Raw genomic sequence first — 11,819 nt, 5'->3', positions numbered from 1 at the left:
GCTGGTGCGGTGTCGCCCGCGAGCAGGGTGACGATGTCGGCCAGGGTGGCGATGTCGGCCAGATGCTGCGGCCCCAGAGCCGGCGCCTGCGGAAACGCATCGCGCAGGTTACCCAGAATCTCGACCCGCTTGATCGAGTCGATGCCCAAATCCGCCTCGATATCCATCGACTCATCCAGCATGTCAGCCGGATAACCGGTGATCGAGGCGACAATCCCGATCAACGCAGACGACAACTCAACCCGGTCAATCCCCCGGACCACCGGCGCCTCGACAACCGCGACCGGCACGACAACCGCGACCGGAGTGAGCACCGCAGCCGCGACCGGAGTGAGCACCGCAGCCGCGACCGGCACGACAACCGCGACCACAGGCGCGGCGATGGGCGCCGAGTTGACAACGCGGTACCCGTTGGCCAGCGCCTCTTGGTAATCGGCACGACGCTTGTCACTGACGTAGTTGACACCGTCGAGTTGGATCACCATGCCCTTGGCGGCTTGCTCGACCGGGGCAGCGGTTTGCCACCGGTTGACGTCACGCAGCTCGACACCAGCGGCCACCAGCGCGGCGATGGCCTGCTTCATGCTCAGCTCGGAGTCCCGGCGCGGTCCCTGATCCATCGACACGACGAGCACATCCCGTCCAGGTAGGCACCGAGCGACCAGCGTGGCGAGCACGTTCTTCGGACCGAATTCGACGAAAATGCCGAACCCGTCGTCGTACATCGCCTCGACCTGGCTACGGAACTCCACGGCCGTGGTCAGCTGGCCGGTGATCAACTGACGATTGGCCGCGATGTCGCGGCCATAGCGCTGGCCTTGCGTTGTCGAGTACACCGGTCCGGACGGCGCCCGTAGGTCGACTGCCGCGACAGAGGAGCCGAAGTGGGTGACGGCATGAGAGACGAATGGCGTGTGAAAGGCGGCCGAGACCGGCAGTCGCTGAGCGCGAAGACCGTGCTCGCCGGCAAGGGTAAGCAGTTGCTCGATGGCCTGCGTCGCCCCACCGACCACGATTTGGTCGGGGGCGTTGTCGTTGCAGATCCAGACCTGGTGCAGGCCGGCGATCAAGGCCGTCACCTGATCGCGGCCAGCGTTGACAGCAGCCATCGCGCCAGGGTCTGAGCCCGCACCGGGCGGGGTGGCCATGGCCGCTCCCCGGGCCCGGGCGAGCATAGCGAAGTCGTGGTCGGTCAGCGAGCCGGCCGCCCACAGCGCGGTGAGCTCACCGAAGCTATGGCCGAGGTAACCGTCAACCGGCAGGCCCAGCTCGCGCAGCACGGTGAAGTGGGCGACGCTGATCGCGCCGATGGCGGGCTGGGCATGCTGGGTCAGCCGCAGAGTCTCCTCCGCGGACTGGCGTTCTGCATCTGAGAACGGCGGCGGCGGGAAGATCACCCTAGCCAGGGTGGTGGGCGCCAGGGCATAGCTGTTGGCCTTGTCCAGCGCAGAGCGCATCGGCGGATACGACAGCACCGCGGTGCGTGCCATGTCGACGTACTGGCTACCCTGGCCGGCGAACAGCGCACCGATCTTGGTAGCGGGCATTGCCTGCTCGCGGAAGTGGACGCCACTGGGTAGTGCCCAGGAGGACCCAGGCCCGTCCAACGCCTTCAATGCCAGTGTCCTGGCCTGCTCAACGCCATCGCGGTCGTGGGCGGTGAACACGATCCGGGCGTGATCGGCGGCTATCGGCTCATCGCTGGGCTCGGCGCCTCCGGTCAGCAAAGCACGCAGCGACTGCACATCGCAGGCGTGCCAGTTCAGGATCCGGGCCCCGGAATGCAGGGTGGCGACCGGCTCGCGATGCGCTGCGGTGGCGTCATGCTCTTCGAGCACGCAATGAAAGTTCGTTCCACCGAAGCCGAACGCAGACACTGCCGCCCGGCGGCGCGGCCGGTCGGGATCCAGGATCCAGGGCCGGGCGACCGAATTGACATAGAAAGCCGAGGAGCCGAAGTCTGCGGCGCTGCTCGGCTGCGTCACGTTGAGGGTGGGCGGCAGCACCTTGGAATGCAAGGCCAGCGCCAGCTTGATGAGACCGGCGGCGCCCGCTGCTGCCTTGGTGTGACCGATCTGGGACTTCACGCTGCCGATGGCGGCGAACTGGCGTTCGGACGTGGCTGCGGAATACACCTCGCGCAGCGCAGTCAGCTCGGTGTGATCGCCGACGGCGGTACCGGTGCCGTGCGCCTCGATCAGCTCGATATCACCGGCGTTGATCCGGGCGTCGGCGTATGCCCGCTGCAGGGCGAGCTGTTGGCCGCTTGCCCGCGGCGCGTAGATGCTCTTGAACCGGCCGTCGCTGGATGAGCCCATACCCGAGATCACCGCGTAGACCCGGTCACCGTCGCGTTCGGCGTCAGCCAGCCGCTTGAGGGCCAGCATTCCGATGCCCTCCCCGATCAGAGTTCCGTCGGCCTGCTCGTCGAACGGACGGATGACTCCTGTCTTGGAGAATGCCGGGGTCTTGCTGAAGCACAGGTACATCAGGATCGTGTTCTCGGCATCACAGCCGCCGGTGATCATCATGTCCGCGCGGCCCAGCAGCAGCTCGTCGATGGCCATGCGGGTCGCCGCCAGCGAGCTCGCGCACGCAGCGTCCAGCGTGCAGTTCGTGCCGCCGAGATCGAAGCGGTTGGCGATCCGGCCCGCGACGACGTTGCCCAGCATGCCGGGAAAGGAGTTCTCCTCCCACGGCGCGAACGCCATGGTGAACTTCGCGGCTATCGCTTCGGCGTCGTCTCCGGTCAGGCCACAGCTTCGTATGACCTCTTTGAGCACCGGTGTCTGAAGACGGGTGGCCAATGGTTGGGTAAGCGAATTCGCTCCGGTTATCCCGAGCACGACGCCGGTACGGGCCGGGTCATACCAGCTGGAACCCGGCGCGCCGGCGTCGGCCAGTACCTCACGAGCCACCACCAGGCTCAACAGCTGCAGGATGTCGGTGACTTCAAGGGTGTTCGGCGGCATGCCGAACTCCAGTGGGTTGAACGCCGTCGTCGGGACGAATCCGCCTCTGCGGCAGTAGGTCTTGTCTTGCGCCGAGGGGTCTGGATCGTAGTAGTCATCGACGTTCCAGTGAGTCGAGGGAACGTCCTCGATGCAGTCACGCGCGGCCACGATATTGCTCCAGAACTCACGGAGGTCACGCGATTTCGGAAATAGCGCAGACAGCCCCACGATGGCGATGGGGGTGTCGGCCAGACGGCGATCAAGGTCGTTGCTCATACGAGGCTCTCCAGATAAGAGGTGGTGCGATCGAGGTCGGCGCCGCACCGGGGCAAGACGTGCTCAACGCCCTTGGTAGAAGTCATCGAGGTTCTGCAAGGTGTCGGGCGACAGGTTCGCGCTCCGTCGGAGTCAGGACCGATCGCACGATGCCGGCTACCAGCGCGGTCGTCCCCGCGTCGGTGAGCATGCTGTAGTGGTCGCCTTCGCCGGTCAGCACTTGCAGACTCGGCGAGCAGACCTGGTCCCAGCCCATCGGCCCGGATTCAGCCAGCAGGCTTCGGCGCGCGCGCACAACGGTGGTGGCGATCTGACTCGGGACGGCCTGGAAGGCCCGGGTCAGCAGGCTATTGCGGCGCAGCCCGTCAACGTAGACCGCGAAGACCTTAGCCAGCCCGGCGATCGTGGTGCCCGGTAGCAGGACGCCGGAGTCGGTCATCGCCGCCAACACGTCCTCAAGCGACCCAGGGCAGGCCGCGCCCGGCTGAGCCGGCGCCCCTCGCTTGGCGCCGAGGTACATGGCGAACCACCTCAACAACGTCTGCTCGTCCAGATCATCGATCTGAGCCTGGTATCCGGGAACGGCGGCGATGCTGTCCAGCAGGACGAGCTGCGTCGGGGCCGTGCCTGCGGTCAGGTGGGCGGTCATGGCGTGGGCGATCACACCGCCGAACGACCAGCCGACCAAAGCATGATCCTCGCCAGGCCGAAGCACTTCCCGCACCCGGCGGGCGAAGAACTCCGCGATGTCGACGACGCTCAACTCACTGCGCCCACCGGTGAGGGCTGCCTGCTGGTACTGCGCCAGCCCCTGCAAGTTCAGCAGATGGATGCCGTACTCGATCGGCAGTCGCCCAGCCAGGCCGTCGTAAACCGACGAGGGCAGGGCCCCGGGGTGCACGATCGAGACTGACCGCGGCCGGCTGGCATCGCCGGTTCGCAACGTGCGCAGCACCGGGGTCACGTCGGGCCGTCGGGCTGGCGGGCGATCAAGCAGGGCTGACACTGCTCATCAATTCCTCTGCTATGAACCCTGCCAGATCAGCGATCGTCGGGTGGTACCAGAGCGCGGTGGTTGGCAGTTCCACACCGATCCAGGACTCCAGCTCACCGGCCAACACCAGCGCCTCGGTCGAATCCAAGCCGAAGTCGTCGAAGAACTGGTTGACATCGACGTCGGCCGCCGTCACGCCGAGCCTGCTGCCTACCATCTCGGTCAACCGCTGTGCGATGTCCTGCTTGGATTTGCTGGGAACGGAAAGTTCGGTCATAGTGCTTCCTCCTGAGTTGACTTCGAATGCGCGTGATCACGTCGGCTGAACTGCGGGTCGGCCAGCACCGCACGCACTGCCCGGGCGGCCTCGACTCCTGAGCTGAAAGCGGCTTCATGGGAGCCGATCTGGTCAGGGCCGAGGGACTTGGAGTGGAAGTAGGAACCGGCGAGCAACACCCGGCTGCCGGAATGGGCCCGATAGATGCTCGACTGGAGGTCTCGCACCTCGCAGGTGATGATCGGATGCGAGTAGGTGATGCGCTTGATGACCTTGTCCGGCGCCACCTCGATCGGGCAGTCCAGGGTGACGAAATAGTCTTGACGGGCGTTCAGGTCCTGCAGTTGGTTGAGGTGATACACCGGCCAGGCCCGGCTCTGACCGTCCGTGGTCACTGTTCCGAAGTTCCAGCTGCGCCACCGTGCCCGGTCCTTGGACAGCACGGCCTCATCGGTGTGCAGAAGGCAGCTCGAGGTGTTGTACCGCACGGCCTCGATCGCCTGCTGAGCCGGTGTCGGGTTGCCCAGGATGCTCAATGCCTGATCTGCATGGGTGCTCAGCACCACGCTGTCGTAACGCTCGGACGAGCCTGACAGCGTCCGGACCTCGACCCAGTGACCGAGATCCTCGACGGCCACGACCGGGTCGTCCAGCCGGAGCTCGGCGCCGATCGCGGCCAGCGCCTTGCGCACGTAGGTGACGCTGCCGCCCTGCACCGTGTGCCAGGCCACGCTGCGGCCACCGAGGCCCTCGGCGTCATGAGCCATGAAGAAGGCGATGAAGGTGCTGGCCGGCATCTGCCAGATGAGCTCCGGTGGAATCGACCACACCGCGGTCGCAAGCTGGACCACGAACCCGCGTTTGAAGGCTTCGGAGTACCCGTGCAGGTCCAGGTAGGCGCCCAGCCCGAACTCAGCCTGCTTGCGCAAGAAGTGCCGGGGGGCCTCGGCGTGAAACCGCTGCGCGTCGCGCCAGATGCCCAGAAACGATTCCGGGTACCGCTCCACGATCTCGTGCTCAGGCAGGTCGAATTCCAGGGTTCCGAACTCGACGCCGGTGTCGAGGTCGAACATATTGAAGCCGCCCTCATGCGCCAGCACCGGAACGCCGAGCTCGTCGAAGAATGCGCTGAGTCCGGGATAGCTGGGCCGGTTGAAGACGATGAAAGCGGTGTCCAGACCAATTGTCGTGCCGTCTTCGATGACTTCTACCGTATTGGCGTGACCGCCGACATAGTCGTTGCGTTCGTAAATGACCAGCTCGGCCTCGTCCCGCAGTTGATAGGCCGCGGAAAGCCCGGCGATACCAGCGCCGATTACTGCCACCCGGTTGGGCACGGGGCAACTCCTCTCGTTTTTTACCTCGATGCCACCTGAGATGGCGAGCTGACTCGGCCTCCTGAGGCACGAGACCAGGTTGCTGTGGCCTTCAGCTTGGGGGCTATGCGGCATGTGAATTGTCCATTTGGGCGCGGAGCAGGTGCCATGGCAGGAAGTGCCACGTCCGGACGTGGGAGGCAGGCTCGGCGACAGGTGTCCGCGTTTGCGGTACTTCGACATCCGGGATTAGCAAACCGGCTCGCGACGGCGCACTTGCTAGTCTTAAGCCCGAGCGGTCGTGCAGACGGAAGTCGTCGCCGGTGTGAGGGGGTCCCGTGCTGCGATCGTTCGGCTTCTCACCCGAGACAGAAGCCACCTACCGGCTGCTACTGCGGGATCCCCAGCTCACCGATGTCGAGATCACGACGGTGCTGAACTTGACCGCCGAGCAGGCCCGGGCAGCACGCGCCCAACTCATCGAGGCCGGGTTGGTGCGCCGCTCGTGGGAGGACGAAAGCAGGATGGTGCTGGTCCACCCCGAGATCGCGATCGATCAGGCTTTGCGCAAGCGCGAGACCGACGTGGCCCGCGAGCAGGAGAGCATCGCCAACTCCCGGCTGGAATTGCAGGCCTTGGTCAAGGACTACCTAGGGGCCACCGCCCAACCTGAGCAGGTCGGCCAGGCCGTCAAGCTCGTGGACATAGACGCGATCCGGGAAGTGGTGAAGAGCTGCGGCGCGACGGCTCAGCGCGAGGTGCTGGCAATGCACCCCAACTCCGAATACGCCGAACACGACCTTGAGGTGGCCCAAAGCCTCGATACCCAAGCACTCAGCCGCGGCGTGGCAATGCGGTCGATCTACCCAGAGGCCAGTAGGGCCAGTGACTTCTTCAACCACTATCACCGCGCTGTCACCAGTCACGGCGCGCAGATCCGCTATGCCAAGCGGGTGCAGACGCGGATGCTGATCTTCGATCGCGAGACGGCGATCATCCCGCTGCACTCGGCGGACAATGGCCGGGCAGCGGTGCTGGTCCAGGGTCAAGCGATGACCGCCATGCTGGTTCTGACGTTCGAGCAGGCGTGGTCGGGGGCGACCCAGCTGGCTGATGACCCCGAGGACGGCAGAAACCTGGCCGGAACGGACCTGGCAGGAACGGACCCCAGTGACCTGGACCGGACGTTGCTGCAATTGATGAGCATGGGCGTCAAGGATGAAGCGGCGGCTCGCCACATGGGGATCTCAGTACGCACGGTACGTCGCCAGATCGCTGACCTGATGAACCGGTTGGAGGCCAGCTCGCGCTTCGAGGCGGGCATGCGGGCCTCGATCAAAGGATGGGTCCAAGGTTCCCTCTGACCCGCGCAGGGGCTGCCCGCCGCACTGGGTCAGGCCCCGCCGGTCGCCCGGGCGCGAATGCACAAGCTGCCACGACAACTTGTGCCGAAGGCAAACTCCCCTTTTGCGGTGAGATAAGTGTGAATTTATACCCGTAAGGTTTCGAGCCTTCATCACCTCACCCCCGAGCAGATCGCTCCAGCATAGGAGTTCCACATGAGTTTTGGCGCCACTGACCGCACCACGAGGCTTAAAATCACCTCGCTACTTTGCGGCCTTGCCCTGCTGCTTCCGGTCGCGGCCACAATCAGCCGTGACGCGGCGGTTGACACGGCGAAGGTCTCAGTCGCAAGCGATGGGGTGACGCCTCTCAGCACACTCGATGACGGGTTGCATTGGTAGGTCACCTACTCGCGCATGCTCATCGTTCAGAGGCGCCGTATCGTTTGCCGACGCGGTTGCCGGAAGGCGCGGTACTCACGGAGGGCTGGACGCATGCCTGTATATGAGGCAATCATCGATGTCGGGCCCCGTCCTGGAATGCCGGGGGTCACCGACGACAGCCGCAAGGCGGTAGGCGACGAGATCGCGGAGAATCTCGCCGCCGAAGCAGGTGATGAGGCGATCACCGACCTTCGGATCGTGGTGAGCCCGGTCGGGGCGATCGTGCTGTTCACAAAGTCGGTGCCGGCCGGCCTGGATCCCGATCAGGAGTTGCGGGCGTTCACCCGTCAGGCACTGGCGCGTGGACGTTTCGCCGACTGGCAGATGCTCACCAGCAGCTTGACCGAGCTGCACGCCGAATAGCACGCCAGGCGTCCGCGGCTTGAGGGGACGTGCCGGCGGGTTGCCCGACTGGTGGCGCGGGTTCGGATTGCAGGACCTGGCGCCAGGCACTTGACTCAAGGCATGGCCAGGACCCCGTCGCCGGAGGCAGAGAAGCTGGCCGCCTACCGGCGCAAGCGCGACTTCAACCGCACCTCCGAGCCGGCCGGCAGCCCCTCCGGCGGTGTCGCCGCGGTCGCCGCACCCCGTTTCGTGGTGCAGCGCCACCGGGCTCGGCGGCTGCACTACGACGTGCGGTTCGAGATCGACGGGGTGTTGGCGAGCTGGGCCGTGCCGAAGGGCCCGAGTCTGGATCCATCCGTCAGGCACGCGGCCTTTCACGTCGAGGACCACCCGATCGAGTACATCGACTTCGAAGGCGTGATCCCGGCGGGTGAGTACGGCGGCGGCGATGTCATCGTCTGGGACGCCGGCACCTGGGAACCGGGCGAGCCCGACCCCGCCGCGGCGGTGGCCGCTGGCGAGCTGCATGCCGAGCTGCACGGGAGCAAGCTGCGCGGTCGCTTCGTCCTGGTGCGCACCGGCCGGGACTCCGCAGGCAAGGAGCAGTGGCTCCTGCTGCACAAGCATGACGAGTTCGCGGTGGACGGCTGGGATCCGGAGAAGCATCCGCACTCGGTTCTGAGCGGGCGCACCAACGACGAGGTGCTGGCCGACCCGGATCGGATGTGGCGCTCGGATCTGCCGGCCGGCGAGGCCTCGATTGCCCTCAAGGACTCGATCACCGCCAAGGGGTCCAGGCGTCCGGAGACCGAGCGGCCAAGCCCGGCCGAGCTGGCAGCCCTGGACGAGCTGCCCTCGTCAGGGCAGTGGCAGGTCTTCGGCCGCGAGCTGAGGCTCACCAATCTCGACAAGGTGCTGTTTCCCGGTTCGGCGGACCACCAGCCGATCACCAAGCGAGAGTTCCTGCGCTACACCGCTCAGATCGCGCCGATCGCGCTGCCCTACCTGGCCGGTCGTGCCCTCAACATGCACCGCTACCCCCAGGGCGCGGGCAGCAAGGGCTTCTGGCACAAGGAGTTGCCCGGCCACGCGCCCGGCTGGCTGCCCAGCTGGCAGAACCCGGAGGCCGAGGAGGGCGAGTCGCGCACGTACCTGGTGGTCAACGAGCCAGCCGCCCTGGTCTGGGCGGCCAACTTCGGCGCCCTGGAATGGCATGCCTGGACCTCGCTCACCGACCGCCCGCACCAGCCCACCTACGCCCTGATCGACATCGACCCCGGCGCCTCGACATCCTGGCAGGACGTGCTGACGCTCGCCCGGCTGCACCGCACCGCCTTCGAGCATCTGCGGGTGCGGGCCTTCCCCAAGGTCACCGGCCGCCGCGGCATCCAGATCTGGGTGCCGATCAGCCGCGGTCCGAGCTTCAGCGACACCAGGCGGTGGGTGGAGCAGCTGTCCAAGACCGTCGGCGCGGTCGTGCCGGAACTGCTCAGCTGGAAGTGGGAGGTACGCGACCGGGCCGGCAAGGCGCGGCTGGACTACACCCAGAATGCGGTCAACAAGACGCTGGTGGCGCCGTACAGCCCCCGGCCGGCGCCTGGCGCGCCGGTGTCGATGCCCATCAGCTGGGACTGCCTCGATGACCCCGGGCTCAGGCCGGACGGCTTCGCGATGCGCGAGGTCCCGCGCCGGATCGCCGAGCGAGGCGAGCTGTTTCGGCCACTGCTCAACGCCGACCAGCAGCTGCCGGCGCTCGACTAGTCCGCGAGTCAGGCGCCGACAGTGCTCGGGTCACCGGCGGCGTCGCCCTCGGCCGCCAGCGGCGCCACCGCCTGCAACTCCGGCGCCGGCGCGCCTGCCTGGCCGGCTGCCATGGTGGCGAACGCCGCGCCGACACCGGCAGCCACCGCGGTGAGCGCCCAGAGGCTTCCCTTGCGCTCCCTGTCGAGGTAGTGGTCCAGCGACAGCGCGCCCGGCCCGGTCTCGACCAGCGCGGCCAGCGCGGCGATCAGCACCGCGTTGTACTCCCAGCCCCCGTTGGCCGCCCAGGGCCCGTTGGGCAGGTGGACCTTGGTGATCGCGGTGGTCATCACCCCGGTCAGGCCGGCAGCCGCCAACGGAGTGCCCAGGCCGGCCACCAGCATGGCGCCGCCGGCGGTCTCGGTGACCCCCGCCAGGGTGGCGTGCACCTTGGCCGGACGCAGCTGCAGGGACTCCATCATCCCTTCGGTGCCGGCACGGCCGGGGCCGCCGAACCAGCCGAACAGTTTCTGGGTGCCGTGTCCGATGAACAGGCCGCCTATGACGGCACGCGCCGCCAGTCGTCCCACACTCATGCTCGTTCTCCCGTGTCGTGTCGCGGTGAGAAGTCCCAGTGCTGTTCATGGGGACGGCGGGTTCAGCTCACCCCTCACCGCCGCTCTCCACGCTAGGCGCCCGGCGGGCAGCTGTCTATAAGCAGCGCGGCGGCCACCGGTGAGTGGAGGGGCGTTGTCGGGGTAGCCCCCGGAGGTTACGGTGGGATCACGGGCCTCTGGGCCCCGCGGATCAGCAGCGATCCTGCGTGCGCCGCGAGGTGCGCATCGCTTCTCCTTTTTGGAGTTCCTGTGCTTTTCAATGTTGTTACGCGCTCGATGCATGACGTCGGCCTGGCCACCTGGTTCGGTGGCACGCTGGCCAACGCGGTGGCGCTCAACGCCGCCGCCGCAGAGGCCGGCGACGCCAGCTCGACCGGCGCGGTGGCCAACGCCGGATGGGACCGCTGGACGCCGGTGAACGCCGCGGCGATCGGCGCGCACCTGATCGGCAGCGTCGGCCAGCTGCTGGACAACCGCGATCGGCTGGCAAGCCAGCACGGCGTCGCCACCATGGCGGTGGTCAAGACCGGAGTCACCGCCGCGGCGCTGGCAGCCACCGGTTACTCCCGGGTGCTGGGCCGCAAGGTCTCCCAGCACCACGCGGTTCCGGCCGCTGACGCCACGACGCCGACCGCCGGAACCCCGGCCGAGGTGGCCGCTGCCCAGAAGCAACTCACCGCTCTGCAGTGGGCGATACCGGCCCTGACCGGCGCGTTGGTCATCATCACCGCGTACGCGGGCGAGCAGCAGCGCCCGCACGCGGTGCTGGGCGGGCTGGCCCGCAGGCTCAGCATGTAGTCAGCCAGCCGCTGCGCTGACCTGAGCGGGCTTCACCGCTCGCTCTGCTCGGCCGCCAGGCTAGCGGTGACCACCGTTAGCCTGGCGGTGCGGCGCTGCCTGCGTGTCAGCGTGCCCATTAGGTCGACGACGCATGGTTTCCTCCTTGTTTTCCTGCTTGTCCTCCCCCACTCATGCCTCACAGCCGACCGCGGTCGGCGTCTGCCGATGAGCAATGCCCAGTGGCCGAGGCGGTGAACCTCGGCCGACTCGTCGCAGCGCTCACCTGGAAAAGACCCGGATCAACCGATCCGCGCCACCGCCCCGCTGAGGCGCCAATCTCGAAACCTGTTGCTCACCTTGCCGAAACCGGTCGCAGGTTAGGCTGACCGCCGCGCAGGCGCCTCCCGTGCCAACTACCGCGTTTGGCCAGAGGGCCTTCCGTGTAGTCCGACAAGCGGCAGAACGGCATCGACATGACCTCTCCTGACAAGATCGTCTCCTCGTCCGAGGAGATACGCGCCGAGAGCCACAACAGCCAGATCAACACCGCGGCGGCTCAGGCGCACCGTTGCGGCATGACCCACCTGGCCACCGGCCGGATCTGCCTGCTTCCCGAGCGGCATCCCGGCTCCTGTGACTTCCAGCAGCGGCAGAACGACGTCTCACCCGACGACAGCGACTCCTGACTCGCACGCCGTCCGCGCCGCGAAACCCAGGCCCACGCGGTAGGTTC

General features: G+C 67.0%; 10 protein-coding genes. 5 read left to right on the top strand and 5 right to left on the bottom strand.

All coding sequences use genetic code 11. The features are described 5' to 3' along the window. The 4 genes from VGB75_05735 to VGB75_05720 all read right to left on the bottom strand — a co-directional run. Positions 1-3,230 (bottom strand): beta-ketoacyl synthase N-terminal-like domain-containing protein (locus VGB75_05735; protein ID HEY0166527.1); only part of this gene is annotated, 3,230 nt, incomplete at its 3' end. A gap of 82 nt (positions 3,231-3,312) precedes the next feature. Continuing rightward, positions 3,313-4,236, bottom strand: a complete 924-nt coding sequence (locus VGB75_05730) for a thioesterase domain-containing protein (GenBank protein ID HEY0166526.1) — start codon at positions 4,234-4,236, stop codon at positions 3,313-3,315. Next, positions 4,220-4,501, bottom strand: coding sequence for an acyl carrier protein (locus VGB75_05725; GenBank protein ID HEY0166525.1), 282 nt, complete (start codon positions 4,499-4,501; stop codon positions 4,220-4,222). The genes VGB75_05730 and VGB75_05725 overlap by 17 nt, the downstream gene beginning before the upstream one ends. Beyond that, positions 4,498-5,838 (bottom strand): FAD-dependent oxidoreductase, encoded by a 1,341-nt coding sequence (locus VGB75_05720; protein HEY0166524.1) that lies wholly within the window; start codon positions 5,836-5,838, stop codon positions 4,498-4,500. Before VGB75_05720 ends, VGB75_05725 begins: the two co-directional genes overlap by 4 nt. Positions 5,839-6,257: 419 nt before the next feature. On the opposite strand from VGB75_05720, the gene VGB75_05715 reads away from it, so the two are divergent. From VGB75_05715 to VGB75_05705, 3 genes are all read left to right on the top strand, one after another. Continuing rightward, positions 6,258-7,181 carry a LuxR C-terminal-related transcriptional regulator gene (locus VGB75_05715; protein ID HEY0166523.1) on the top strand — a complete coding sequence of 308 codons (924 nt, stop codon included), beginning with the start codon at positions 6,258-6,260 and terminating at the stop codon, positions 7,179-7,181. A 474-nt stretch (positions 7,182-7,655) separates the two neighbouring features. Continuing rightward, the gene (locus tag VGB75_05710) at positions 7,656-7,967 is read left to right on the top strand and encodes a hypothetical protein (protein ID HEY0166522.1); all 312 of its coding nucleotides are present in this window, start codon (positions 7,656-7,658) and stop codon (positions 7,965-7,967) included. Positions 7,968-8,069: 102 nt separating this feature from the next. Next, on the top strand, positions 8,070-9,710 hold the full coding sequence (locus VGB75_05705; protein ID HEY0166521.1) for a DNA polymerase ligase N-terminal domain-containing protein: 1,641 nt from the start codon (positions 8,070-8,072) through the stop codon (positions 9,708-9,710). Between the two features lie 8 nt (positions 9,711-9,718). Here VGB75_05705 and VGB75_05700 read toward each other — a convergent pair whose 3' ends face one another. Beyond that, positions 9,719-10,285 (bottom strand): DoxX family protein, encoded by a 567-nt coding sequence (locus tag VGB75_05700; protein ID HEY0166520.1) that lies wholly within the window; start codon positions 10,283-10,285, stop codon positions 9,719-9,721. A 297-nt stretch (positions 10,286-10,582) separates the two neighbouring features. On the opposite strand from VGB75_05700, the gene VGB75_05695 reads away from it, so the two are divergent. After that, a complete protein-coding gene (locus VGB75_05695; protein ID HEY0166519.1) occupies positions 10,583-11,104 on the top strand; it encodes a hypothetical protein in 522 nt (173 codons plus the stop codon). 455 nt (positions 11,105-11,559) lie between these two features. Continuing rightward, positions 11,560-11,772: a hypothetical protein gene (locus VGB75_05690; protein HEY0166518.1), complete on the top strand. Its 213-nt coding sequence runs from the start codon at positions 11,560-11,562 to the stop codon at positions 11,770-11,772. Positions 11,773-11,819 lie beyond the last annotated feature (47 nt).

It is taken from the genome of Jatrophihabitans sp. (assembly GCA_036399055.1).
Lineage (GTDB): Bacteria > Actinomycetota > Actinomycetes > Mycobacteriales > Jatrophihabitantaceae > Jatrophihabitans_A.
Note: the sequence above shows the minus strand (reverse complement) of the source record. Positions and strands in the feature narration are given on the sequence as shown.

Coding starts and splice junctions, on each gene's coding strand:
- VGB75_05725 (HEY0166525.1), bottom strand. CDS start 4,501: ATGACCGAACTTTCCGTTCCCAGCAAATCCAAGCAGGACATCGCACAG.
- VGB75_05710 (HEY0166522.1), top strand. CDS start 7,656: ATGCCTGTATATGAGGCAATCATCGATGTCGGGCCCCGTCCTGGAATG.
- VGB75_05705 (HEY0166521.1), top strand. CDS start 8,070: ATGGCCAGGACCCCGTCGCCGGAGGCAGAGAAGCTGGCCGCCTACCGG.
- VGB75_05700 (HEY0166520.1), bottom strand. CDS start 10,285: ATGAGTGTGGGACGACTGGCGGCGCGTGCCGTCATAGGCGGCCTGTTC.
- VGB75_05695 (HEY0166519.1), top strand. CDS start 10,583: ATGCATGACGTCGGCCTGGCCACCTGGTTCGGTGGCACGCTGGCCAAC.
- VGB75_05690 (HEY0166518.1), top strand. CDS start 11,560: ATGACCTCTCCTGACAAGATCGTCTCCTCGTCCGAGGAGATACGCGCC.